The 24,919-nt window shown below is 59.1% G+C and carries 18 protein-coding genes; 14 read left to right on the plus strand and 4 right to left on the minus strand.

Features of this window, described 5'->3' with window-relative positions; genetic code table 11:
• The first annotated feature begins 14 nt into the window (after positions 1-14).
• The 3 genes from GYM54_RS01365 to GYM54_RS01375 all read left to right on the plus strand — a co-directional run bounded on the left by GYM54_RS01365 (position 15) and on the right by GYM54_RS01375 (position 1,842).
• Complete coding sequence (locus GYM54_RS01365; protein ID WP_197444682.1) at positions 15-449, plus strand: hypothetical protein; 435 nt, start codon at positions 15-17, stop codon at positions 447-449.
• 1 nt (position 450) lies between these two features.
• Entirely contained in the window at positions 451-804 is a 354-nt protein-coding gene (queD, locus tag GYM54_RS01370) for a 6-carboxytetrahydropterin synthase QueD (protein ID WP_197444683.1), read from the plus strand.
• Positions 805-966: 162 nt separating this feature from the next.
• Entirely contained in the window at positions 967-1,842 is an 876-nt protein-coding gene (locus GYM54_RS01375) for a hypothetical protein (protein WP_197444684.1), read from the plus strand.
• A gap of 191 nt (positions 1,843-2,033) precedes the next feature.
• On the opposite strand, the gene GYM54_RS01380 is transcribed toward GYM54_RS01375, so the two are convergent.
• Positions 2,034-2,282 (minus strand): hypothetical protein, encoded by a 249-nt coding sequence (locus GYM54_RS01380; protein ID WP_197444685.1) that lies wholly within the window; start codon positions 2,280-2,282, stop codon positions 2,034-2,036.
• 566 nt (positions 2,283-2,848) lie between these two features.
• On the opposite strand from GYM54_RS01380, the gene GYM54_RS01385 reads away from it, so the two are divergent.
• The 4 genes from GYM54_RS01385 to ggt all read left to right on the plus strand — a co-directional run bounded on the left by GYM54_RS01385 (position 2,849) and on the right by ggt (position 8,223).
• The gene (locus GYM54_RS01385; RefSeq protein ID WP_197444686.1) at positions 2,849-3,622 is read left to right on the plus strand and encodes a hypothetical protein; all 774 of its coding nucleotides are present in this window, start codon (positions 2,849-2,851) and stop codon (positions 3,620-3,622) included.
• Between the two features lie 759 nt (positions 3,623-4,381).
• Positions 4,382-5,083, plus strand: coding sequence for a hypothetical protein (locus GYM54_RS01390; protein ID WP_197444687.1), 702 nt, complete (start codon positions 4,382-4,384; stop codon positions 5,081-5,083).
• A 39-nt stretch (positions 5,084-5,122) separates the two neighbouring features.
• Positions 5,123-5,785 (plus strand): hypothetical protein, encoded by a 663-nt coding sequence (locus GYM54_RS01395; RefSeq protein WP_197444688.1) that lies wholly within the window; start codon positions 5,123-5,125, stop codon positions 5,783-5,785.
• A gap of 764 nt (positions 5,786-6,549) precedes the next feature.
• The gene (gene ggt, locus GYM54_RS01400) at positions 6,550-8,223 is read left to right on the plus strand and encodes a gamma-glutamyltransferase (RefSeq protein WP_181102154.1); all 1,674 of its coding nucleotides are present in this window, start codon (positions 6,550-6,552) and stop codon (positions 8,221-8,223) included.
• Positions 8,224-8,842: 619 nt separating this feature from the next.
• Here ggt and GYM54_RS01405 read toward each other — a convergent pair.
• The 3 genes from GYM54_RS01405 to imuA are packed head-to-tail and all read right to left on the minus strand — an operon-like array spanning position 8,843 to position 13,960.
• A complete protein-coding gene (locus tag GYM54_RS01405; protein ID WP_181102152.1) occupies positions 8,843-11,926 on the minus strand; it encodes an error-prone DNA polymerase in 3,084 nt (1,027 codons plus the stop codon).
• Positions 11,923-13,335: a DNA polymerase Y family protein gene (locus GYM54_RS01410; RefSeq protein WP_181102150.1), complete on the minus strand. Its 1,413-nt coding sequence runs from the start codon at positions 13,333-13,335 to the stop codon at positions 11,923-11,925. The genes GYM54_RS01405 and GYM54_RS01410 overlap by 4 nt, the downstream gene beginning before the upstream one ends.
• Before the next feature lie 7 nt (positions 13,336-13,342).
• Positions 13,343-13,960 (minus strand): translesion DNA synthesis-associated protein ImuA, encoded by a 618-nt coding sequence (gene imuA / locus GYM54_RS01415; RefSeq protein ID WP_181102148.1) that lies wholly within the window; start codon positions 13,958-13,960, stop codon positions 13,343-13,345.
• A 382-nt stretch (positions 13,961-14,342) separates the two neighbouring features.
• On the opposite strand from imuA, the gene mtnA reads away from it, so the two are divergent.
• The 7 genes from mtnA (at position 14,343) to cmk (ending at position 24,861) form a co-directional block, all read left to right on the plus strand.
• Entirely contained in the window at positions 14,343-15,419 is a 1,077-nt protein-coding gene (gene mtnA, locus GYM54_RS01420) for an S-methyl-5-thioribose-1-phosphate isomerase (protein ID WP_181102146.1), read from the plus strand.
• Positions 15,420-15,587: 168 nt separating this feature from the next.
• Positions 15,588-18,395: a DNA gyrase subunit A gene (gyrA, locus tag GYM54_RS01425; protein WP_181102144.1), complete on the plus strand. Its 2,808-nt coding sequence runs from the start codon at positions 15,588-15,590 to the stop codon at positions 18,393-18,395.
• 142 nt (positions 18,396-18,537) lie between these two features.
• Positions 18,538-19,623 carry a 3-phosphoserine/phosphohydroxythreonine transaminase gene (gene serC, locus GYM54_RS01430; protein WP_181102142.1) on the plus strand — a complete coding sequence of 362 codons (1,086 nt, stop codon included), beginning with the start codon at positions 18,538-18,540 and terminating at the stop codon, positions 19,621-19,623.
• Positions 19,623-20,720, plus strand: a complete 1,098-nt coding sequence (pheA, locus tag GYM54_RS01435; protein WP_131648519.1) for a prephenate dehydratase — start codon at positions 19,623-19,625, stop codon at positions 20,718-20,720. The genes serC and pheA overlap by 1 nt, the downstream gene beginning before the upstream one ends.
• Before the next feature lie 105 nt (positions 20,721-20,825).
• A complete protein-coding gene (hisC, locus tag GYM54_RS01440) occupies positions 20,826-21,935 on the plus strand; it encodes a histidinol-phosphate transaminase (protein ID WP_181102140.1) in 1,110 nt (369 codons plus the stop codon).
• The gene (locus GYM54_RS01445; protein WP_181102138.1) at positions 21,932-24,181 is read left to right on the plus strand and encodes a bifunctional prephenate dehydrogenase/3-phosphoshikimate 1-carboxyvinyltransferase; all 2,250 of its coding nucleotides are present in this window, start codon (positions 21,932-21,934) and stop codon (positions 24,179-24,181) included. Before hisC ends, GYM54_RS01445 begins: the two co-directional genes overlap by 4 nt.
• Positions 24,178-24,861, plus strand: coding sequence for a (d)CMP kinase (gene cmk / locus GYM54_RS01450; RefSeq protein WP_181102136.1), 684 nt, complete (start codon positions 24,178-24,180; stop codon positions 24,859-24,861). Before GYM54_RS01445 ends, cmk begins: the two co-directional genes overlap by 4 nt.
• Positions 24,862-24,919: the final 58 nt, after the last annotated feature.

Below are 24,919 nucleotides of genomic sequence, written 5' to 3' on the forward strand. Positions count from 1 at the left end.
AATGGAGAAAGTACATGGCTAATGAAGAGAGTGGTACTCCGGCACTGGCTACCGTCGAATGTGTAAGAGAGTTCTCGGCTAGCCTGTTACAAGCCGCGGATGCCTATCAACGTGCGCTACATCGAATCTCAATAGACGATTTGGCGTTCGCTGACTCTGGCTATACTGTTTTGACGGAAGTATACGGCCTCAGAAATCGGGCGTACGTGCTTCAGAATGATGCTGCAAATCACATAGTCGCTAATTTGAGTTTTACTCAACGTGACCTGATGGATCTTATTAGCCGTGCGGCCAAGGCTGTGAATGATGCAGTATCGTTGAAGAGGTTGCAGTCGATCGTACTGTCGATTGCAACGTTAACTGTGTCGCTTGGGGACGATAGGGCTAAGGTAGTTGAGTTCCTATATGAATCGTTGAGGTCGGACATCCTTGACCTCGAGGCTGAGTGACATGGAGATTTATAAGGAGTTTACTTTTGAGGCTGCTCACTTTCTGCCAAATGTCCCGGCAGGGCATAAGTGTGGCCGGTTGCATGGTCATTCGTTTCGCGTAGCTATTTACATAAGTGGTCGCGTTGACCCTAATTTAGGTTGGATCAAAGACTACGGTGAAATTAAAGAAATATTTAAGCCGTTCTTCGATCGCCTCGACCATAATTACCTTAATGAGATCGAGGGGCTCGAGAACCCTACAAGCGAAAATATCGCCATTTGGCTGTGGTGCAACCTAAAGCCCGTGCTGCCAGAATTGTCTCGCATCCGTATAAATGAGACCTGCACTAGTGGCTGTGAGTACCTCGGCTAGCAATAACGATCGTGCTGGGAAGTGTTCATGCGTCATATGACGAATATCGTGTACAGGCTAATAAATAAATTATCGAGGTTGTGTATGGGGATGGACGATGCTACCCCTTTGTCGAAACGGTCAAACGACTTGGGCTTCTTTTGGTTCCTTGTCGATGCTCCGATGTACACCGATGATCCGTTGATTGAACGCTTTCATGACGCCGTGATGCGACCTAGCCTCATAGCACTGACTGAATCAGAGTCAAATGGTTTTAAAAAAGCGACAGAGAAAAAGCTAGGAGTCGGCGGCAACGGGGATGTAGACCTTCCGTTCGTAGTTAATATGGCCTTGAAAGGTAGCTTTGATTATCGGACTAACAATGGTTCTGAGAACTCAAGAATTAAGACTTCAAGCGTTCCGCGCACACCCGAGCGTTTGCTTGAAGAGGTTGTAGCGTTCTATTTGGCGCATTTCCCTCAACGAGTATTGAGGGTTGATCCCGTTCGGATGTCTGTCACGACTGCCGCAGTTGAAACGGGAGTTGTCGCTGACTTCGCTATCCTCGACGCTACCTGTAACGATCCTGGGCCAAGGCCATTAATACTAATAGACGCGCCTCGCGGAACAAAAATTATGCCGATGGCGGGGGAGTTGCTGAATGGGGCGGTTGAGGTCTTATACGAGGATCTAGTTAGGAAGCTTTCAACCTCCGAGGAGCCGTTAAAAAGATTTAGCCGCGACATGCCGGAAGATAAGAAAGCGGAGCGCTGGAGCGAGTTGATCACCCGTTTTGATTCGCGCGTAGCTATGCAGATTGTTGAGGAGGCCGGGAGGAAACATGGCGGGGCACGGTTCGACTGGATAGATTTTAGGATGCCCTGGGGTAGCACTGGAGCACCTTCGCCATTTCATCTCCATATCGTGCCGGCCGGACGCTACTCAATGGGTACCTTTGCCCACGCGTTTATTCAGCGAGGAGGAAGTAATGGTGTGAGGATCGTTGGTACGTTAAAGACTGGCGGGGATATCAATGTTATGGCTATCTATGAAAGGTGAGGATCCAATAGTTCAGTAGTTTGTAATATTCGTTTGTTGGCTGTAGCGAGGTGGTATGCATAGTTGAGCGTACTGATTTGGCTCGTATTCGCAACCATATGTTGGCTGACTCTGGTTAGCCCCTGGCTCAGGCGGTTGGCGAGATCACAGCACAATGTGGGCGCACGCTGAGCGCGCGCAAGTTTATAGGTCTAGAACATAACGATATGGGCGAAATGACCTAAATGGGAGACCGCTTTGCTCGATCTCCCTTGTTGGAGTCGGTCCCGCAAAACAAGCCCTTCAAACAGTCGCTTAGCTTCATCCTTCGCGCGTAGATCCGCTTCGGAGTCGATAGCAGGAATATTCAGGCCTTCGTCGCCGTCGACGTACAGCGATCCCCCATAGTCATCGTCATAATCCAGCCCGGCATACTGGCCCCCGTCATGATAGGCGCGCATGCTCGTCCTGCAGATGCCGGCAGCAGCCTCGAATGCCGCCAGGTAGGACGAGGTGTCCTTGTTGAAGTCGCCTACAGTGCGTGATTTCTGCACCCTGTCAAGCGCAGATGCAGTCGTCCCGCTTGGCCATGTACTGGTATGTTGCAAGTGGCCGCTGCGAAGAGTGCAGGCACATCTCGACGATCGCATACTCATCGTGGATGGAGTACCGATTCGTATAGTTCAGATAGTCGCCTGCCTTCTTGGTGGCAAATGCCCCTGCGCCTACGGCCAACACTATTGTCCCGATCGATCGTTTGACCCTGGCGTAACTGTGGCCGGTCAGCTGCGTCCTGCAGTGGCCGCAACTGACGCCAGCCTCCAACTTGAGGTCATTGGCTTTGAGCATTCGGGGCATTTGATGAGCATTGCGATCCCTGCCTTCACCGATGGACTGACGGTGCGTTACATGCCACCTCTATCTGGCTGGCCGCAGGCTCAGGCCCTTTCCTGCGGTGCCGATGGTAAGGCATGTTGATATCATGTGACATTTCTTCAGTAGCATGACCTGGCAAGGACGCGGATAGATGAGCGCTATAACGGATGAACAACTCGCCCGGGCTTATGTCGAGCTGATAGAAGATTTCGACTTGACGCGTTTCGTTGGTACCGATAACGGCCTGGCTGGGATTTTTCTGCCGTCTGCTCCCGCTGGCCCCGTCAAGCTGATGGTTGTCGGGCAGGAGACGCGGGGATGGCTCGGCGGGTTCGGAAAGGTCCACGACACGCCACTAGCCGAGTACGTCACCGGATCGATGACCCGACACCGCGAATTGCTAGCGGGCCCTGCGAGGCGATCGAAGTTTGGCCAGTTTCATCGGGCGGCTGTAGCGAAACTGATTGCCGTCGAGGGCTCGGTGGCCTGGCATAACCTGTTCGCCCTCAGCTTCAAGGGCAGATCCCCCAGGAAAAGCAAATCCTTCGATCTGATAGTGGAGCTATCCAGGCAGCTGTTGCTTAGGCAGATAGAGTTGCTGCAGCCCCGTACGATCCTGTTCGTCACGGGTGCAGGTTACGACCGATTTCTGAAAGCCTGCTTCGACGGGCGCATCGAAAGCAGTTGCGTGGTCGAGCCGAAGCGGCTATGGCGCTTTCGCGTCGGCGATACGCTGTGCCTGCGTACGACGCATCCACGCTTTGCACAGGGCCATCCTCGTCGAGCGCAAGCGCTGCAGGAGATCGCTGCCGAACTGGCCGGACAACCAGCTTCCTGTACGTCTTCTGCGCATGGGGGTGCCGGCCTGCCGGTTTTCAACGGCGTCGTCCCGGGTCCGGTCGAGCGCGTCCTGCAGACATGCTGAGCAATTACGATCCGGCGGAACAGATCATGCGGGGGGTAGCCGAGGCACCAGTGATGCTGCGGGTCGCGTCTGCAGATTTCTGGAATCGCATCAAACTCAGTTTCGGTTGTTCGGGAGGGGTATACAGGCTGTCGTGTCTTCAAGAGGAAGGCAGCGACGTGATCACCCCGGTCCGGCGGTTACTGGGGGATGATCCTGAAGGCGCGCTGTACATTGGGATGGCCATCTCCTTTCTTGATCGCGTCATCAGCCTAAAGAAAAGCATTGCACCCGAATATGTGTCCCGAAGTCATGAGTGCGGAACGCGCCACAAGCGGCACGCTTCAATCGCGGCAGCCTTTCCGTATGAGCGCCTGGTAGTTTCATTCACCCTGTCGGACTGTCCTCGAACGGCGGAGAGGCTGGCGCTAGAGGAATATTGCTCACGGTTCGGGGAGTTGCCGCCCCTGAATAGGGCAGGGTAGGTAAGGAAAGCGACCAAGCCCGCAAGCGCCACAGGCATACGCCCCGCTTGGCAACATATCGTCCGATACCGAATGTTCCGCGTATGGAGTTCGTTGCTTTGGCGGTTTCGTGGGAGCGATTGACGCATTGGCTCGTCGTATCCTTCCTCCCGGACCAAGGAGGCGCAATTGAAGTTGCGGGGCTATTTAACACTCGGCACGGCCCGTGCGACATGGCCGTTCGGCATCGCGGCTCGTTTGGCTGCGTCGATCTACCATCGGGCATTCGAGATGCCAAGCACTGCAAGGACTCAGCATGCTGCATGCCATCAGCGGGAAAAAGACCCGCTTGTACCAGCGTTACCTAGGCCATCGGGAGCCGGGCGAAAAGCGCGTCATGGAGGAGGACGAGCTTACGGCCCTGTTGATGGGGCCTCTGGCATTTTTCAGTCCGGGGGCGGTTGCTTGCCTGTGGAGGACGGTTGTCGGATCGCCAACTGACTGGCCTGAAGGCGAGCCGTCGCGGGCCAGCGTCGAGTTTTGGCCGCGACGGACCGTATCGCGTGGCTATGTCGAGCCGGATCTGCTGGTGTCCCTGCACTGGGACGAGGGCGTTCGCCGGCTGCTGCTCGTTGAATTCAAATGGCGCGCGCCGCTCAGCGGGGAGCGTCAGCTTCACAATCAATGGAAAGACTTTCTCACCCCGGATGAGCGTCGGCAGGCGCTTCATGTATTCATTGCTCCAGAGGTCAGTCACGGTTTGAATGCACTGGCCGACGAGGATGTCTGGGACGGTCGCCTACTACTTCGTTCGTGGCTGGATGTTCTGAACGGCGTGCAAGAACTGAAGGACAACGCAGACGCTCCGCTTGGTAAGTGGGCAAGGCAGATCGAGGCTGTTCTGAGCCTGCTACAGATACATCCATTTAGAGGCTTCCGGAGCCTCGTGCCGCCGTTATCAACTCCGTCCGCACAACTCGGATTCTGGTATGGCTCAGACGGGAAGCCTGGAAATTGATCGTTTTCAAGCGACTGGAACCATGAAAAGGGAGGAAAAATGACAGATATTGGCAATTCGATAACCCAGAGCGTTGCGTTTCTCGCCAGGGTGTACAGAGAGAGCATCAACCTGTCCAACCTGCTCAAGCAGGAGATAAGTGCGGCGTTGCTCGATGCCGAACTCGGTAGGATGTACAAGTCCGCGGGACCGTGGGTGGAAACCTATCAGGAGGACCCGAGTGGCTGTATGTATTATTCGTTCGGCGGCTCGCTGCCACTGGCGCGCCGACCCAAGCACAAGCCGGGCAGCCACCTTTTTTTTCAGATAAGCCTTGCCGGTGATGGTATCGCCGCCAGCGGTTGTTCCGAGCCATTGCTTCACATAGGGCTGTGGGATGACCCCATCAGCTTCCCACAGGGTTACTACATGGGGTTTCCGCTCTCTGGTGAAGCTCCGGTGCTTGAGGACGGCATTCTGATGCGATGGCCAGGTGTCTCGCCTCAGGGACTCTGGCTTTACAGCCAGCGACTGTCCGCTATCAATACGACAGACGATATACGGCGTAAGGTTGTTGAGCCGATTCGCTCGCTTCTTCTCGGTGAGACCGCTGCGGTTGCTCTAACAGAGTCTCTTGCGGGCATCGCGAGCTATACCGCGTTGGGCGAACCCGAGTGCGGGTTCGCTATCAGCTTCATCGAACCTGGTCATCGCTCTGCATGACTGGCCGTTCCGTCCCTTCACCTCGTGCAACCTCTCGCGGTGTGACATACGGTGATCTGCCTATCGACGCAGGTCGACGAGTGTGGACATCGGCACGAACTCACGCGGGACGGAAGCCCGAGGGGGCGAGACGGCCGCTGGGGATTATGGTTGGGGCGACTAGGGACTTTTGCGGGGAATCGTTGAAAACCGTCGGATAGCGTAGAGCATTGGCTGCAGCGAGCGCTCAAAAATATCCTATTAAAATCAATGTCTTATAGGGTCGACCTCCGGCATGGGGTGCAAGGGGTAGAGTGTTCGAATCACTCCGTCCCGACCATATACTTCAATAACTTAGCCACCTTCGGGTGGCTTTGTTGTTTTTGTCTTAGTAATTTTCCGAGTAAACCGGCTTTTTTCCTATCCTGCCTCCTCTTATCGAGCGGGTGCGCATGAGTCGGCAGACATTATTGGCGGCCGCAACCAGCTGGACCAGAGTGACTGGCCCAGCAGAACCCTTCTTTCTTTCCCCAGTACACATTTTCCTTTCACGTAAAGAACAGGCATAGCGTTGCGGCGCTCGTCGGGATTGCCGTAGGGACGTCCGGGCGTGACACCTCTCCGTCTTGCCCCGATTGTCTACCAGCATCCGCATAACGGACGGTTCCGACATCTGTCTGCAGCGAGCGACACCCTGTGCCCACCTATCTTCTAAGCTGACTATCAGCCAGCGCCTGCCAAGCAGCCGGCGCTCGTTCTCATCACAATAAGAAGGAATGGTCACTATGCATCCCCTCCACCTATCCAAACTGACCCTTTGTGTGGCGGTTGTTGTCACCAGTCATGCCGCTCTCGGAGCTAGCCTCGAAGGCGGTGCGGTCGCGGCTCCTGACGAGTACAGCGCTAAGGTCGCCGCGCAAGTATTAAGGAACGGGGGCAACGCGGTGGATGCAGCGGTGGCGACAGCCTTCACGCTTGCCGTTACCTATCCCGAGGCCGGTAATATCGGCGGTGGTGGATTCATGACGTTGTACATGAACGGCAATCCCTATTTCCTGGATTACCGTGAAGTCGCGCCCAAGGCAGCGAGCAAGATCATGTACCTCGATGACAAGGGAGAGGTGATCGAGAATCTCAGTTTGGTCGGCGCCAAGGCAGCGGGCGTTCCGGGGACCGTATTGGGTATGTGGGAGGCGCATCGACGTTTTGGCAAACTGCCTTGGAGCGAGTTAATAACACCTGCAGTTGGCTATGCGCGGGCAGGCTTCAAGGTGGCCGACCAGCAGTTCCAGTACCGTGAGGACGCCATCGGGCTTTTCAACGACAAGACCAATTTCGAAGACTACTTCGGCACCATGAGTCCAGGAGCTAACTTCCGCCAGCCAGAGCTGGCCGAGACGCTGGAGCGCATCGCCGACCGAGGCGCCGACGATTTCTACAAAGGCAAGACGGCCGAGCTACTGATCGCCCAGATGCAGCGCGACGGCGGGCTTATTACCAAAGAGGATTTGGCCGACTACCGCATCAAGTGGCGCGAGCCGATGCGCGTTGACTGGCAGGGCAACAGTCTCTACACCGCGCCGCTGCCCAGCTCAGGCGGCATTGCGCTGGCTCAGCTGATAGGCATCAAGGAACGGCGTGCTGAAGATTTCAAGGCGGTTGAGCTGAACTCGGCGCGCTACATCCATTTGTTGGCGGAAATCGAGAAGAGGGTCTTTGCCGACCGTGCCGACTATCTTGGCGATCCAGACTTTTCCGACGTGCCGGTAGCTCAACTGATCGCTCCTGACTATCTGGAGCAGCGCGCGGCCGAGATCAACCCTTCGGCCATCTCTGCGACCGAAAAGGTGCGTCCTGGCTTGGAACCACGGCAAACCACACACTTCTCGATCGTCGATGCCGATGGGAATGCGGTCAGCAATACCTACACGCTGAACTGGGACTTCGGCAGCGGGGTCGTGGTCCAGGGGGCTGGGTTTCTGCTCAACGATGAGATGGATGATTTCAGCGCAAAGCCGGGCGTTGCAAATGCCTTCGGCGTGGTTGGCAGTGATGCCAACGCCATCGAGCCGGGCAAGCGCATGCTTTCTTCTATGAGCCCGAGCATCGTCACGCGCGATGGAAAGGTAAGCCTGGTGCTCGGTACGCCCGGCGGCTCGCGGATATTCACGTCCATCTTCCAAGTGCTGAACAACGTCTATGACTTCGGCCTCCCCCTGGAGAAAGCCGTGGCCGCACAGCGCGTACATCATCAGTTACTGCCCAAGGACACTATCTATTACGACGCCTACGCACCGTTAGCGGGCGAGGTTGCGGACGAGCTGAAGGCCATGGGCTACATACTTGAAGATCAGGGCTGGTCTATGGGTGATATCCAGGCGATACGGGTGGATGGAAAAACGCTGCAAACCGCGTCGGACCCTCGTGGTCGAGGCGTTGGGATAGTCGTTAGACCCTGATGGTTGAGTGTTGAGTCGAGCCTTGTGGCTTCGTTTCGCAATCCGGCAATCGGCCCCCTTGTGCTGGGGGGCTACCGGCTCGATACAGTCAGAACAGTTCCACGAAGCCAGGTGCCGTATTAGTCGACGTGCGGACTGCACGAACATAGTTGGGTTATTTCAAACGTAAGAGCCATCAAACTCAATCGGAGATAGCCCATGAGCATTGATCCACTCGACAGGCCCCATGATCAGCAGCCGGTCCCAGGGCAAAGTCAGAACCCGAGTCACTCCCCCGAGCCGGATTTCATTACTGATAATCCAGACGTGCAAAGAGACCCTGGCAATCGTGGAAAACCGGCTGAACGGCCGGTTGGTGTGCCGGATTCAGATACCCCTAGCGGTAGCGAGCCAAACATTTATGACCCGAACGAGCCTGGTCTCGGTAACCCGCTTCCCTGATTGGGATCGTGAAGCGAACCCGGCCTTGGGAATACGCCGGGTGCGATAATCGGCGGGGTCGAGGTGGCTGGGGTTAGATCAAGGCTGGCGGAACGTATTTGCTGATTTTGGCCTAGCGACTCAATCGTTGAGGCTTCTGCTCGGTTACGGTCTTGATGTGCACTTCCATCGCCGCGTGTCACTGAAAATCTCGACTACGTACATCCAACCCTGTCAGTAACGCTGTGAGGTCGTTTAAGCGTCCGGCAATGACATGGCGTACTCCGTTAGCCGACTCCAGGTGACCATCGATTCGCAGCATCTGCGACTGGATCAATACGCGCCGTTGGCGCTCTGCCAGGTTGCGCCAGACGACGACGTTGATCATGCCGAACTCGTCTTCCAGCGTGACGAAGATGATTCCGCTGGCGGTTTGTGGGCGTTGGCGACCGATGACCAGGCCGGCAACGCTGATAGGGCGGCCAGGCTCGATGGTGACCAGCTCTCGAGAGCTGCGACAGCGCTTTGCTCTCAATTGATCACGTAGCAGCGCCAGTGGGTGTGGACCCAGCGTGGTGCCGAGCGTGGCGTAATCGGTCAGCAGATCTTCACCGACCGTGGGTAACGGCAAGGGGGGCGGAACTTCATTTTGTGGAGGTCGACCAGCGAATAAGGGCAATTGTGGCTCGTACCCTGCCACCGCCCAGCGGGCCCGGTGGCGATGGCCTGCGAGGTCTCGCAGAGCACCAGAGTCGGCCAGGTGCTCCCGAGCACGGATATCCAGCCCGGCACGCGTGCATAGATCATGGGTGTCAGCAAATGGCCGAGCCTGACGGGACGCCTCGATGCGTCGTGCATCCGCTTCGCGAAAACCGCGTACCAAGCGCAAGCCCAGGCGGATAGCCGGTTGCTCGCTGCCGCTCGGCTCCAGGCTGCAATCCCAATCGCTGTGGCGGACATCCACGGGCCGGATCTCCACCTTGTGCCGGCGAGCATCCTGAAGAATCTGGTCGGGGTTGTAGAACCCCATGGGCCAACTGTTGATCAACGCACAGGCATAGGCAGCCGGTTCGTGGCATTTCAGCCAGCTGCTGGCGTAGGCGAGCAGGGCGAAGCTGGCGGCATGGGATTCGGGAAAGCCGTAGCTGCCGAATCCTTTTATTTGCTCGAAGATACGGGCAATGAATTCAGCTTTGTAGCCACGGGCAAGCATGCGTTCGGTCAGCCGTATGCGATGCGGCTCCAGGCTGCCATGTCGCTTCCAGGCCGCCATGGCACGGCGAAGATTGTCGGCCTCGTCAGGGGTGTATTCGGCTGCAACCATCGCCAGATCCATCACCTGTTCCTGGAAAAGCGGCACGCCGAGGGTGCGTTCGAAAACCGGCTTCAGTTCTTCGGAAGGATAATCTTCGGGTTCCTCACCATTGCGCCGACGTAGGTAGGGGTGAACCATGTCGCCCTGAATCGGCCCCGGCCGCACGATGGCGACCTGGATCACCAGATCGTAAAAGGTTCTGGGGCGCAGCCGCGGCAACATCGCCATCTGTGCCCGCGATTCGATCTGGAACACACCGACGGTATCGGCGCGACTGATCATGTCATAGGTTGCCCGGTCTTCCTGGGGCAGGGTGGCTATGGTCCAGCGCGTGCCACGATAGCGTTCGATCAGGTTGAAGCAGCGGCGTAGGGCGCTGAGCATGCCGAGGGCGAGTACATCGACTTTGAGCAGTCCGACCAGGTCGAGATCGTCCTTGTCCCACTGGATCACGGTGCGTTCGGCCATGCTGGCGTTTTCGACCGGTACCAGTGTTTCCAGCGAATGTTCGGAGATGACGAAGCCGCCTGGATGTTGGGACAGGTGACGGGGAAAGCCGATCAATTCACCCGTCAGCACCAATACCCGGCGCAACACCGGACTGTCGGGGTCGAAGCCGGCTTCGCGCAGACGCCCATCGTCGGGAACCCGGTCGCTCCAGCGTCCGCAGCAATCGGCCAATGCATTGATTTGATCCGACGGCAGGCTGAGCGCCTTGGCCACGTCGCGCAGAGCACCTGTGGCGTGGTAAGTGCTGGCCACGGCGGTCAGCGCTGCGCGATCACGACCGTAGCGGCGGAATACGTACTGGATGACTTCCTCTCGACGATCATGCTCGAAGTCGACGTCGATATCCGGCGGCTCCTTGCGTTCACGCGAGAGGAAGCGCTCGAACAGCAGCCTGGTGTGCGCTGGATCGAGTTCGGTGATGCCGAGCACGAAGCACACCGTGGAATTGGCCGCCGAGCCGCGGCCCTGGCAGAGAATTTTGTGCTTGCGGGCGAAGCGAACGAGGTCGTGTACCGTGAGGAAGTAACTCTCGTACTCTAGTTCAGCGATCAGTTGCAGCTCATGTTCGATCTGTGCGCGGGCTTTCGTCGTTGCCCCGTCCGGCCAGCGCTGGCGGATGCCGTCCTCGACCAGCTTGCGCAGCCAGGAGGTGGCGTTATGGTCGGTGGGCACCAATTCGTGGGGATATTGGTAGCGCAATTGGTCAAGCGTGAACTGGCACCGCTCGGCAATGCGCAGCGTCTCGTCGAGCAGCTTGGGTGGATAGAGTTGGGCCAGGTCTTCGCGTTGGCGCAGGTGCCGTTCGCCGTTGGGAAACAGATAGCGCCCGGCTTCGGATACCGGCAAGTGATGACGAATTGCGGTCATGCAGTCCTGCAGGGCGCGACGGCCGCGGGCGTGCATATGTACATCGCCGCACGCCACAGCAGGGATGTTCAGGCGCGCAGCCAAGGCCTGCCATTGCTCCAGACGCAGCCTGTCGTCGGGTCCGCGGTGCAGTTCGATACCCAGCCAGAGGCGCTCGCCGAAGCGCTCGTGAAGCCAGCGACCCTCAGCATCAGCATCAGCGTCAGCTTGTTTGGCGAGCCAGATAGCCAGCAGCCCATCTACCGGCTTGCTCAAATCTTCAGGCAGCAGCTGATAGCGACCTTTCTCCGCGCGGCGTCGGGCGCGGGTGATCAGCCGGCATAGTGCCTGGTAGCCGGTCAGGTTCTCCGCCAGCAAAACGAGCTTCGGTCCGCCCTCGATCTGAACCTCGCTGCCGATGATCAATGGCAGGCCAACCTCCTTCGAGGCTTGCCAGGCGCGCACGATGCCGGCCAGGGTGCATTCGTCGGTGATGGCCAAGGCCCGGTAACCAAGGCGGACGGCGCGCTCGAACAATTCACGGGCACTGGAGGCGCCCCGTTGAAAGCTGAAATTGGACAGGCAGTGCAATTCGGCATAGTCGGCTGTCATGCGAACCAACCGTGCAACGACAGCGGCCCCCCGTCCGTGATCGAACGAAAGGCCCAGCCACGCTGGCCTGAGCGGGTTTCCACCAGGTAATAGTCGCGGCGCACGTCACCGCCGTCCCACCAGCCGGACTCGATTCGCTCGGGGCCCGCGAGAATGCGCAATGAGGCTTCGTGCAACGGCTTCGATTCGGTCAGCAGCCAGCCGGGGCGTGGAGCGGTGCTGAATGGAGGTTCGTTCCGGCCAGGCTGCGGCTGCCAGGCGCACTCAGGGCGATGGTCGTAGCGAGCGCCGAGTCCCTGCACGGCATCGTCACCCAGCCGGGCCCGCAGACGTTCGCGCAGTTGCTCCCAGGGCAACGATTGCTGTGGCCGTTCTTCGAACAGTTCGCGGTGCGCTGGGGTGAAGGCGGGTAGCTCGCGTGCTGTCAGGCGGATCGCCAATACCGGGGCCGGTAATTGCAAGTTTTCCAGGCGCCCACGGGTGAGTTCGAACAGCATGGCCGGATCACGCTCGGCGCTGAGCAGGCCGACCGGTACTTGGCTGTCTGTCAGGTTGCGGTGTTCCAGGTGCAAAGCGAAGCGCTGCACGCCACTGTCGCGTCCGGCCAGGTAGGCGGCGAGATCGGCTGTCAGGCGTCGCAGCGGGAATAGCAATGCCTGATGCGACTCGACTTCGAAGTTCAGTTCAAGCCGGGCATCGAACACATCTGGCGGTCGATAAAAGTCCAGCGCCAGTGGTTGATGGCCGAGTAGGGTGTCGATGTGCTTCAGCGCGCCGGTTGAAAATCGCTGTGTCAAACCATCGCGTGGCATTTCAATCACCTGCTTAAGGGTCCGAAGCCCCATGCGCGCAAGGGCGGTTGCCACTTCACGGGGCACTCCGATGCGCTCTACCGGCAATGCAGCGAGCACGCCAGGCAGCGTTTCGGTATCCATCACCGCCAGACCGTCATGCGCGTTGGCCAGGACTCGCGCGGCGGCAGGGTTTGGCGCCAGGGTAATGCGATGCTGAAAACCCAGCGTGTTCAATTCTTCGCGCAGGCGTGCCTCCAAGCGAGGCCAGGGGCCGAACAGGCCGAGACTGGATTGCACTTCCAAAAGCAGGCAACGCGGATAGTGCAGGCTGACCTGCGAGCTAAAGCCATAGGCCCAGGCGGCGAGAAATTGCTGCCAACGCTCGATCGACGCCAGGTCATATTCAGCCGTGGCGAAGGCGTGAGTCAGCGTCTGGGCAGCGATCAACGATTGTCCTGGCTTGAGGCCCAGAGCCCGTGCAGCGGGGTTGACTGCCTGCAGCACGCGGCGTTGTGGTGTGCCGCTCAAGAGCGCCAGCGGCGATTCAGCATCGTCTCGGCCTCGCAGCACGCCGTCCATGGCCAGTTGAGGCAGCAATATGCAGACCCAAAGCATGAGGACCTCAGCCCAACGCCGCAGCGGGAATGGGGAGCGTTCTGGCCAGGCCACCTCGGCACTTGAGGACGCGCAGTTGCGCCGGTCGGTTTTCGAAAGCCAGGCGCAGCGCCGCTGGGGACGGATTGATCTCTTCGCGTAGCGGACGATAAGCGAAGGCCAATGTCTGGCCTGTTTCGGCAGCGACCTGCAGTCGGCGCAGAGCGCGATCATCGACCTGTTGCGGCCAGCACAACACCGCACCGCAACTGCCCGAGCGCAGGCATTGTTCGGTAGCCCACAAGGCGTCACGGCCCCGTGCGTTGATAATGAACAGCTGACGCAGATCTATGCCGGCAGTCAGCCAGGCCTGGGGATAAGGCACATGGGGCGGAGCCACCAGCACTACGCGCTCGCCGGCGGCGGTGAGGCGCGCCAGGGTGGGCCAAAGCAGGCGTAACTCGCCGATTCCGGTAGTGGCGAAGAGAATCTCGCTCAATGCCGATTCAGGCCAGCCGCCGCCGGGTAATACGTCATCCAGCGCAGCATGCCCGGTTGGCTGGGCGTTAGGTGTAAGGACTTTGGTCTGGCCGCGCCAGAGCCGGCGCGTATCGATCAGGTGGTTGAGGGCGACCACGGACGTCATGGCAGTGAATAATCCTAATACTGTATATCAGTACAGTATTCTGGCTGTCGACTACAGGTCAAGATGAAACGATGAAGAACGCTTTTTCAAACTAAAACTGAAATCCAGAACGTAGCCGCCGCCATCCGCCTAATGCCGCTGATCACTGTATCCGCTCCGTATCGAGTGCGGCAGATGAGCTTTGCTTGTGCTGAAAAAATCAGTCGATTAGGATTCGCGCCCGGGTATGAGTGCGAGGTCGAATGACGCTGCATATTCATGCCGAATGTTGAAGCCCGGCTCGAGGATGACCGGGCTTTTTCATGCGCCGGCTCGTAGCCATGAGCGGGCCGGTACTATCCCTGGTGATCCGGGGTGCTAGTCAAGAACAGAGAGGATTGCCATGCGCGAACGCTTGTTGGCCGCAGAAAAGGTGAAGGCTATCGAGTGGCGGGACGGGCAGCTGCGTTTGCTCGACCAGCGCAAACTGCCGCTGGAAGAGCTATGGCACACCTATGATTCTGCTGCGGCTGTCGCCAAGGCTATCCGTGAGATGGTTGTGCGCGGCGCTCCGGCGATTGGAATCAGCGCGGCGTATGGACTGGTTCTGGGACTCAGGGCGCGGCTCGCCGAGGGCGGTGACTGGCGCGCGGCGCTGGAAGCAGACTTTGAGGTGCTTGCCGGCTCACGTCCGACCGCCGTCAATCTGTTCTGGGCATTGAATCAGATGCGCGAACGGCTCGATCGTTTGAAGTCGGGCGAAGATCCGCTGATCGCAGCCGAGGCTCAGGCGACCTCCATTCACGACAGTGACCGCGAAGCCAATCTCACCATGGCGCAGTTCGGCGTCGACCTGATCCGCAAGCACCAAGGCAATCCGCAAAACCTGCTCACCCACTGCAATACCGGTGCGCTTGCCACCGGTGGTTTCGGCACTGCCCTCGGCGTGATCCGTGCTGCGCATCTGGAAGGGCTTGTCGAACGCGTTTATGCCGATGAAACCCGTCCCTGGCTGCAGGGTTCAAGGCTGACCGCATGGGAGCTGGCCGGCGAAGGCGTGCCGGTTACGTTGAATGCCGACTCGGCTGCCGCGCACTTGATGAAAACGCGAGGTATCACCTGGGTGATTGTCGGGGCCGACCGGATCACCGCCAATGGCGACGTCGCCAACAAGATCGGTACCTATCAGCTCGCCGTACTTGCCATGCATCACGGGGTGCGATTCATGGTCGTGGCGCCCAGTTCGACCATCGACATGGAGCTGGAATCTGGTGATGACATTCCCATCGAGGAGCGTGCCGGCAGCGAGTTGCTGGAAGTGAACGGCCAACGGTTGGCGGCGGAGGTCGATGCCTTCAACCCGGTATTCGATGTGACCCCGGCGGATCTCATTGATGCCATCGTGACCGAGAAGGGCGTCGTCGAGCGGCCAAGCGCGGCTAAACTCGCGGCCCTGATGAGCCGTAAACGGTTGCATTAAGGTGCAAGATGACTAAAGCGGCTGGAGGCTAGGGGCGGCAGTAATTGAATTTTGTGGCCTCGGCGAGCGCTTCTTCGTTACGCCTCCGGCCTCCAGCGACCTCCCGCCTTGTGATACCATCCCGCGCTTAATCGCAGGACCCTGCTGACTATAAGGAACCAGGCTTCCATGGGCGAACTGGCCAAAGAAATCCTCCCGGTCAATATCGAAGACGAACTCAAACAGTCCTACCTCGACTACGCCATGAGTGTAATCGTCGGTCGTGCGCTGCCGGATGCGCGCGACGGACTGAAACCCGTGCATCGCCGTGTGCTTTTTGCCATGAGCGAGCTGGGTAACGACTGGAACAAGCCGTACAAGAAATCCGCCCGTGTGGTCGGTGACGTGATCGGTAAATACCACCCTCACGGCGACTCGGCGGTTTACGACACCATCGTACGGATGGCGCAGCCTTTCTCGCTGCGCTACCTGCTGGTCGATGGCCAGGGCAACTTCGGTTCGGTCGATGGCGACAGCGCGGCGGCCATGCGATACACCGAAGTGCGCATGGCCAAGCTGGCTCACGAGCTGCTGGCCGATCTGCACAAAGAAACCGTGGACTGGGTGCCGAACTACGACGGCACCGAACAGATCCCGGCGGTCATGCCGACCAAGATCCCGAACCTGTTGGTCAACGGTTCCAGCGGTATCGCGGTGGGCATGGCAACCAACATTCCGCCCCACAACCTGGGCGAAGTCATTGATGGCTGTCTGGCGCTGATCGCCAATCCGGATATCACCATCGATGAGCTGATGACCCATATCCCCGGTCCGGATTTTCCGACCGCAGGCATCATCAATGGCCGTGCTGGTGTCATCGAGGCTTATCGCACCGGCCGCGGTCGCATCTATATGCGTGCCCGCTCGACCATCGAAGACATCGACAAGGTGGGCGGTCGTCAGCAGATCGTCATTACCGAGCTGCCTTATCAGCTGAACAAGGCGCGTCTGATCGAGAAGATCGCCGAGCTGGTAAAGGAGAAGAAGCTCGAAGGCATCACTGAGCTGCGCGACGAGTCTGACAAGGACGGTATGCGCGTAGTGATCGAGCTGCGCCGCGGCGAAGTGCCGGAAGTTATTCTCAATAATCTTTATGCCCAGACGCAGCTGCAGAGCGTGTTCGGCATCAACGTGGTGGCGCTGGTCGACGGTCAGCCGCGCACCTTGAATCTCAAGGAGCTGCTGGAAGCCTTCGTTCGCCACCGCCGTGAAGTGGTGACGCGCCGCACGGTATTCGAGCTGCGCAAGGCGCGCGAACGCGGCCATATCCTCGAAGGTCAGGCGGTCGCGCTGTCCAATATCGACCCGGTCATCGCGCTGATCAAAGCCTCGCCGACGCCGGCCGAAGCCAAGGACGCGCTGATCGCCACCGCCTGGGAATCCAGTGCGGTGGAAGCCATGGTCGAGCGCGCCGGAGCCGATGCCTGCCGCCCGGAAGACCTCGATCCGCAATACGGGCTGCGCGATGGCCGTTACTACCTGTCGCCGGAACAGGCGCAGGCCATCCTCGATCTGCGTCTGCATCGCCTGACGGGGCTCGAGCATGAGAAGCTGCTCAGCGAGTACCAGGAAATCCTGGCCCAGATCGGCGAGCTGATTCGGATCCTGACCAGTCCCGAGCGCCTGATGGAAGTCATCTGCGAGGAGCTGGAAGGCGTCAAGGCCGAATTCGGCGACGCCCGCCGCACCGAGATCCTCGAAGCGCGCCTGGACCTGACACTGGCCGACCTGATCACCGAAGAAGAACGCGTCGTCACGATTTCCCATGGCGGCTACGCCAAGTCGCAGCCTTTGGCGGCCTACCAGGCACAGCGCCGTGGCGGTCGCGGCAAGGCGGCGACCGGCGTCAAGGAAGAGGATTACGTCGAGCATCTGCTGGTCGCCAACAGCCACACCACGCTGCTGCTGTTCTCCAGCAAGGGCAAGGTGTACTGGCTCAAGACCTACGAAATTCCCGAAGCCTCACGCACCTCGCGCGGTCGTCCACTGGTGAACCTGCTACCGCTTTCCGAAGGCGAGCACATCACCGCGATGCTGCAGGTCGATATCGAGGCAGCGCGTCAGCAGCAGCTGAACGGTGATGACGATATCGAAGACGCTGAAATCATCAGCGAAAGCGATGAAGTGGAAGAGTCGCTCGACGGTGAGGACGCCGACGAGTCGGTGGACGAGCCGACCGGTACCTACATCTTCATGGCGACCGCCAAGGGCACCGTCAAAAAGACTCCGCTCTCGCAATTCAGTCGTCCACGCAGCGTCGGCCTGATCGCGCTCGGTCTGGAAGAGGGCGACACCCTGATCGCTGCTGCGGTTACCGATGGTGCACGCGAAGTCATGCTGTTCTCCGACGGCGGCAAGGTGATTCGCTTCAAGGAGAAACACGTTCGTACCATGGGCCGTACCGCCCGCGGCGTTCGTGGCATGCGCCTGCCGGAAGGCCAGCGTCTGATTTCCATGCTAATTCCCGAGCCCGATGCGCAAATCCTCACCGCGAGCCTCAATGGTTACGGTAAGCGCACGGTGATCGATGAGTTCCCGCGTCGCGGTCGTGGCGGTCAGGGTGTCATTGCCATGGTCAGCAATGAACGTAATGGACCGCTGGTCGGCGCGGTACAGGTTCAGTCAGGCGAGGAAATCATGCTGATTTCCGATCAGGGCACGCTGGTCCGTACCCGTGTCGATGAAGTTTCATCTCTGGGTCGAAATACCCAGGGTGTCACGTTGATCAAGCTGGGCAAGAACGAACATCTGGTTGGTCTCGAAAGAGTCCAGGAACCATCCGAAGAGGATGTCCTGGAAGATATCGAGGCGGTTCTCGATGACGAGGCGCTGGATAAGGAAATGCCTGTCGTCAGCACCGAGCCTAGCGAGGACGAGCTGCTTGGCGGGGGCGGGGACGTTCCGCCGGATGTAGTGCCCACCGACGACGAAAACTGATTCGACAGATTGCGGCGCCTAAGGGCGCCGCGCGTGTTCGATCGGCAACCCGCTACGGGTGAAGAAATTGCAAGCGCTTGACCTGAGCGCCTCGGCGACGGGCGGAGCGAGCATGGTATCGACCGTTTTTGAGAGAACGAAGATGAGCAAACGCGCCTTTAATTTCTGTGCCGGTCCGGCCGCGCTTCCTGAAGCTGTGCTGCAGCGCGCCCAGGCTGAACTCCTTGACTGGCAGGGCCGAGGCCTGTCGGTGATGGAAATGAGCCACCGCAGCGACGAATACACGGCCATCGCCGAGAAGGCTGAGCAGGATCTGCGCGATTTGCTGAACATTCCCACCAACTACAAGGTGTTGTTTCTGCAGGGTGGCGCCAGCCAGCAATTCGCCGAAATCCCGTTGAATCTGTTACCGGACGATGGCGTCGCCGATTACATCGATACGGGTATCTGGTCGCGCAAGAGTATCGAAGAGGCCAAACGCTTTGGTCATATCAATGTCGCTGCCAGCGCCAAACCCTACGACTACTTCGCGATTCCGGGGCAGAACGAGTGGGTGCTCAGCGACAACGCGGCCTATCTGCATTACGCCAGTAACGAAACCATCGGCGGACTGCAGTTCGACTGGACGCCTGAACTGGGTAGCACGCCGTTGGTGGTCGACATGTCTTCGGACATTCTGTCGCGCCCCATCGATGTGTCGAAATTCGGTCTGATTTACGCCGGGGCGCAGAAAAACATCGGCCCGTCGGGTCTGGTGGTAGTGATCGTTCGCGAGGATCTGGTCGGTCGCGCGCGTTCCAGTTGCCCGACCATGCTCGATTACAAGATCGCAGCCGACAACGGTTCCATGTACAACACGCCGGCAACGTTTTCCTGGTATCTCTCCGGCCTGGTGTTCGAGTGGCTGAAGGAGCAGGGAGGTGTCGAAGCGATGGAACAGCGCAATCGCGCCAAGAAAGACCTGCTTTACGGCGTGATCGACTCCAGCGACTTCTATTCCAACCCGATTGCCAGCAACGCTCGCTCTTGGATGAACGTGCCGTTCAGGCTGGCCGATGAAAAACTCGACAAGGCCTTTCTGGCAGGGGCCGATGCGCGCGGCCTGCTCAACTTGAAAGGTCATCGCTCGGTCGGCGGTATGCGTGCCTCTATCTACAATGCAGTCGGGCTGGACGCCGTGGAGGCGCTCGTCGCCTACATGCGCGAATTCGAGAAGGAGCACGGCTGATGAGTGATGCCGACCGGCTGAAGGCGCTACGCGTTCGCATCGACAGTCTCGACGAGCGGATTCTCGAGCTGATCAGCGAGCGCGCCCGTTGCGCCCAGGACGTGGCCCGTGTCAAAACGGCTTCGCTGGCCGAAGGCGAGGAAGCGGTGTTCTATCGTCCCGAGCGCGAAGCCTGGGTGCTCAAGCACATCATGGAGCTGAACAAAGGCCCGCTGGACAACGAGGAGATGGCGCGCCTGTTTCGCGAAATCATGTCCTCATGCCTGGCACTGGAGCAGCCGCTGCGGGTCGCCTATCTCGGCCCTGAAGGTACCTTCTCGCAGGCGGCGGCGCTCAAGCATTTTGGTCACTCGGTGGTTAGTAAGCCGATGGCGGCCATCGACGAAGTTTTCCGAGAAGTGGTTGCCGGTGCGGTGAACTTCGGCGTGGTGCCGGTGGAAAACTCCACCGAAGGCGCCGTCAACCATACGCTGGATAGCTTCCTCGAGCATGACATCGTCATCTGCGGCGAGGTCGAGCTGCGTATTCACCATCACTTGCTGGTGGGTGAGACGACCAAGACCGACCGCATCACCCGCATCTATTCCCATGCGCAGTCGCTGGCGCAATGTCGCAAATGGCTGGATGCCCATTATCCGAACGTCGAACGCGTAGCAGTTTCCAGTAATGCTGATGCGGCCAAGCGCGTGAAGAGCGAGTGGAACTCCGCAGCGATCGCCGGTGACATGGCCGCTCAGCTTTACGGCCTGAGCAAGATTGCCGAAAAGATCGAAGACCGTCCGGACAACTCCACGCGCTTCCTGATCATCGGTAGCCAGGAAGTACCGCCTACCGGTGACGACAAAACCTCAATCATCGTTTCCATGCGCAACAAACCTGGCGCGCTACATGAACTGTTGATGCCATTCCATTCCAACGGCATCGATCTTACGCGGATCGAAACCCGCCCTTCGCGCAGCGGTAAATGGACCTATGTATTTTTCATCGACTGCATCGGCCACCACCAGGACCCGCTGATCAAGGACGTTCTGGAGAAGATCGGTCGTGAAGCGGTGGCGTTGAAGGTGTTGGGGTCGTATCCCAAGGCGGTACTTTAATAAGCAGCTGGAAGCCGGAAGCTGGAAGCTGGAACTTTGGGCAATGCGGATTGCTTCAAGCTTCAAGCTTCAAGTTTCAAGTTTTCAGCTTCAGCGGAGCTGAATATGTCCTGTGATTTCCTCGCCCTGGCGCAGCCAGGCGTGCAGAAGCTGTCGCCCTACGTGCCCGGCAAGCCCGTGGACGAGCTGGCTCGGGAGCTTGATCTCGATCCACAGACCATCGTCAAGCTGGCCAGCAATGAAAATCCGCTGGGTCCCAGTCCGAACGTCATCACTGCGATCAGAGCGCAGCTCGACGAATTGACCCGCTATCCCGACGGCAACGGTTTCGTGCTCAAGCAGAAACTGGCCGAGCGATACGGCGTCGAGCTTGATCAGGTCACGCTCGGCAACGGCTCCAACGATATCCTCGAGCTGGTTGCGCGTGCTTACCTCGCACCCGGGCTCAATGCGGTATTCAGCGAGCACGCTTTTGCGGTCTATCCGATTGCTACCCAGGCCGTCGGCGCGCAGGCGAGGGCTGTCCCGGCCAAGCGCTGGGGGCACGATCTCGACGCCATGCAGGCGGCTATCGATGAGAACACCCGTGTGGTCTTCATCGCCAACCCCAATAACCCGACTGGCACCTGGTTCGATGCCGACGCGCTCGACAGCTTCCTCGCCAGTGTTCCGACGCACGTTCTGGTTGTGCTGGATGAGGCTTATATTGAATACGCAGAGGGTGGCGAGCTGCCGGATGGATTGACCTTTCTGGCTTCGCATCCCAACTTGCTGGTGTCCCGCACCTTCTCCAAGGCCTACGGCCTGGCTGCGTTGCGCGTGGGTTATGCAATCTGTTCGGAGCGGATTGCCGATGTGCTGAATCGTGTCCGTCAGCCGTTCAACGTTAACAGTCTCGCCCTTGCAGCCGCCTGCGCCGCGCTTGACGATGCCGAATATCTGTCTCAAAGCAGGGCGTGTAATAGCGCTGGTATGCAGCAGCTCGAGACGGGCTTCAAACAGCTGGGGCTGGACTGGATACCGTCCAGGGGGAACTTCATCGCGGTTGATTTTGGCCGTGACGCCTCGCCGATCAACCAGGCGTTGCTGCGCGATGGCGTCATCGTTCGACCTATGGCTGGCTATGGAATGCCAACCTTTCTTCGTGTGTCGATCGGAACCGAAGCCGAGAATGCACGGTTTCTCGACGTCCTGCGCAAGGCTCTCGGGCGTTGAGTCGCGGCACTGGATCGACGAGCGCCGACGTACCCCAGGTAGGTCGTCTGGTCGTTATCGGTCTTGGACTGATCGGTGGCTCGTTCGCCAAAGGGCTGCGTGAGCGTGGGTTGTGTGGCGAGGTGGTCGGCTTCGATCTCGATGCCCGTTCTCGCGAGCTTGCCGTCGAACTTGGCGTGGTGGATCGCTGCGCAGACAACCTTGCGGACGCTTGCCAAGGCGCGGATGTGATTCAGCTGGCCGTCCCGATCCTGGCGATGGAGCGTCTGCTGGCGGAGCTTGCAATGCTCGATCTCGGAAGTGCGGTGCTGACCGATGTTGGCAGCGCCAAGGGCAACGTGGTGCGTTGTGCTCGTGAGCGGTTCGGGCGGGTGCCGCCGCGTTTCGTGCCGGGCCATCCGATAGCAGGTTCGGAACAGAGCGGCGTTACCGCTGCCCAAAGCACGCTTTTTCGTCGCCACAAGGTGATTCTTACACCGCTGGAGGGCACGGATTCTGACGCGCTGGCGCTTGTCGATGCCTTGTGGCGGGCATTGGGCGCCGATGTTGAGCATATGAATGTTCAACATCATGACGAAGTGCTCGCAGCGACCAGCCACTTACCTCACCTGTTGGCGTTTGGTCTGGTGGATTCGCTGGCCAAACGCAACGAGAATCTCGAGATTTTCCGTTATGCGGCAGGCGGGTTTCGTGATTTCACCCGTATAGCAGGCAGTGATCCGGTCATGTGGCACGATATCTTTCTCGCCAATCGCGAGGCGGTGCTGCATACCCTCGATGATTTTCGTGCCGACCTCGATGCGCTACGCGCCGCGGTCGATGAAGGAGACGGGCATACGTTGTTGGGCGTGTTCACGCGCGCCAGGGCTGCCCGGGAACATTTCAGCAAAATACTGGCTCGCAGAGCCTATGTGGACGTTATGCATTCCAAAGATCTGATCTTCCTCGCCAATCCTGGCGGCAGCCTTAGCGGCACACTTCGAGTACCAGGCGACAAATCCATTTCCCACCGGTCGATCATGCTCGGCTCGCTTGCCGATGGAATCACCGAAGTGGAAGGGTTTCTCGAGGGCGAGGATGCCCTGGCAACCATTCAGGCATTCCGCGACATGGGTGTGGTGATCGAGGGGCCGAATCAGGGACGCGTGACCGTCCATGGCGTCGGCCTGCATGGCTTGAAGGCTCCGCCAGGCCCGATCTATCTCGGTAATTCCGGGACCTCGATGCGTCTGCTGTCCGGCTTGTTGGCGGCGCAGCCGTTCGACACCACGCTGACCGGTGATGCTTCTCTGTCCAAGCGCCCGATGAATCGCGTCGCAAAGCCCCTGCGTGATATGGGTGCAGTGATCGAGACGGCCGCCGAGGGGCGTCCGCCGCTGACCATTCGCGGTGGGCAGAAGCTCTCCGGGATGAATTACGACATGCCGATGGCCAGTGCTCAGGTTAAGTCCTGCCTGTTGCTGGCGGGGCTTTATGCGGCCGGGCGGACCTCCGTGACCGAGCCGGCGCCCACCCGTGACCATACCGAGCGGATGCTCCAGGGCTTCGGTTATCCGGTTATGGTGGAGGGCAGCACCGCTGCTGTCGAATCTGGCCACAAACTGCACGCCACGCAGATCGAAGTGCCTGCGGATATTTCTTCCGCCGCCTTCTTCATGGTCGCTGCCAGTATTGCAGAAGGTTCGGACATCACCCTCGAACACGTTGGGATAAACCCGACGCGTACCGGCGTCATCGACATTCTCAAGCTGATGGGTGCCGATATCGAATTGACCAACCAGCGTGAAGTAGGCGGCGAGCCGGTTGCGGATATACGGGTGCGTGCCGTTCAGCTCAAGGGTATCGAGATACCGGAGAACCTCGTCCCGCTCGCCATCGATGAGTTCCCGGTGCTGTTTGTCGCAGCGGCTTGTGCCGAGGGCCGGACGACCTTGCGTGGTGCCGAAGAGTTGCGAGTCAAGGAGTCCGACCGCATTCAGGTGATGGCCGATGGTCTGCAAGCGCTCGGCGTGCAGGCTACACCGACCCCGGATGGGATTATCATCGAAGGCGGCGCTGCCTTCGGTGGTGGCGAGGTCTGGGCGCACGGCGATCATCGAATTGCGATGTCTTTCAGTGTCGCTGCGCTTCGTGCCGGTGCTGCGATACGCATCCACGATTGCGCTAACGTCGCCACTTCGTTCCCGAACTTCCTGGCGCTGGCCGAACGGGCCGGAATGCGGGTGACTGTGGAGGCTGATTCATGATCAGACAGGTTCCGGTCATAACCATTGACGGCCCTAGCGGGTCCGGCAAGGGCACGGTGGCGGCGCTGCTGGCTGCAAAGCTGGGATGGAATTTTCTTGATTCCGGGGCACTTTATCGCCTGCTTGCCTTCGCAGCCCGCAACCACGGGGTCGATTTGACCAATGAAGAAGCGCTGAAGCTGCTCGCGGCTCATCTTGACGTCCAGTTCGGAGCTGGGGACGGCCATGGTATGCAGATCATTCTCGAAGGGGAGGACGTCACCAGCGCGATTCGCAACGAGCAGGTCGGTGCGGGTGCGTCCCAAGTGGCCGCACTACCGGTCGTTCGAGATGCACTCTTGCAGCGTCAAAAGGCCTTTCGTGAGCCGCCCGGGCTCGTCGCGGATGGGCGAGACATGGGGACCGTGGTCTTTCCGGACGCTCCGCTGAAGATTTTTCTCACCGCCAGTGCCGAGGAAAGGGCACGTCGGCGCTTCCTGCAGTTGAAGGCCAAGGGTGATGATGTTAATCTCGCGAGTCTTCTCGATGAGATACGGGTGCGCGATGAGCGTGATACCCAACGTGAAGTGGCTCCGCTGAAGCCGGCAGACGATGCGGTACAGCTGGACTCTACCGATCTTTCCGTCGAGCAGGTGCTAGGACAGATTCTGAGCGAAGTCGCCAAAGGCGATTTCGCCTGAAGAGCGACCGCCGAGGTGCGGTCCGACGGTTCTCGTTTCGAGAGCTGTTAACAAGGAG

The sequence above is a fragment of the Pseudomonas sp. MTM4 genome, from assembly GCF_019355055.1.
Taxonomy (GTDB): Bacteria; Pseudomonadota; Gammaproteobacteria; order Pseudomonadales; family Pseudomonadaceae; genus Stutzerimonas.

What these genes read in the sequence shown, in the direction of transcription:
- imuA (WP_181102148.1), bottom strand. Translation starts at nt 13,960, where the DNA reads ATGACGTCCGTGGTCGCCCTCAACCACCTGATCGATACGCGCCGGCTC.
- GYM54_RS01380 (WP_197444685.1), bottom strand. Translation starts at nt 2,282, where the DNA reads ATGCGCGCCTATCATGACGGGGGCCAGTATGCCGGGCTGGATTATGAC.
- queD (WP_197444683.1), top strand. Translation starts at nt 451, where the DNA reads ATGGAGATTTATAAGGAGTTTACTTTTGAGGCTGCTCACTTTCTGCCA.
- GYM54_RS01395 (WP_197444688.1), top strand. Translation starts at nt 5,123, where the DNA reads ATGACAGATATTGGCAATTCGATAACCCAGAGCGTTGCGTTTCTCGCC.
- GYM54_RS01390 (WP_197444687.1), top strand. Translation starts at nt 4,382, where the DNA reads ATGCTGCATGCCATCAGCGGGAAAAAGACCCGCTTGTACCAGCGTTAC.
- GYM54_RS01375 (WP_197444684.1), top strand. Translation starts at nt 967, where the DNA reads ATGTACACCGATGATCCGTTGATTGAACGCTTTCATGACGCCGTGATG.
- GYM54_RS01365 (WP_197444682.1), top strand. Translation starts at nt 15, where the DNA reads ATGGCTAATGAAGAGAGTGGTACTCCGGCACTGGCTACCGTCGAATGT.
- hisC (WP_181102140.1), top strand. Translation starts at nt 20,826, where the DNA reads ATGTCCTGTGATTTCCTCGCCCTGGCGCAGCCAGGCGTGCAGAAGCTG.
- GYM54_RS01405 (WP_181102152.1), bottom strand. Translation starts at nt 11,926, where the DNA reads ATGACAGCCGACTATGCCGAATTGCACTGCCTGTCCAATTTCAGCTTT.
- ggt (WP_181102154.1), top strand. Translation starts at nt 6,550, where the DNA reads ATGCATCCCCTCCACCTATCCAAACTGACCCTTTGTGTGGCGGTTGTT.
- pheA (WP_131648519.1), top strand. Translation starts at nt 19,623, where the DNA reads ATGAGTGATGCCGACCGGCTGAAGGCGCTACGCGTTCGCATCGACAGT.
- serC (WP_181102142.1), top strand. Translation starts at nt 18,538, where the DNA reads ATGAGCAAACGCGCCTTTAATTTCTGTGCCGGTCCGGCCGCGCTTCCT.
- GYM54_RS01410 (WP_181102150.1), bottom strand. Translation starts at nt 13,335, where the DNA reads ATGCTTTGGGTCTGCATATTGCTGCCTCAACTGGCCATGGACGGCGTG.
- cmk (WP_181102136.1), top strand. Translation starts at nt 24,178, where the DNA reads ATGATCAGACAGGTTCCGGTCATAACCATTGACGGCCCTAGCGGGTCC.
- mtnA (WP_181102146.1), top strand. Translation starts at nt 14,343, where the DNA reads ATGCGCGAACGCTTGTTGGCCGCAGAAAAGGTGAAGGCTATCGAGTGG.
- gyrA (WP_181102144.1), top strand. Translation starts at nt 15,588, where the DNA reads ATGGGCGAACTGGCCAAAGAAATCCTCCCGGTCAATATCGAAGACGAA.
- GYM54_RS01385 (WP_197444686.1), top strand. Translation starts at nt 2,849, where the DNA reads ATGAGCGCTATAACGGATGAACAACTCGCCCGGGCTTATGTCGAGCTG.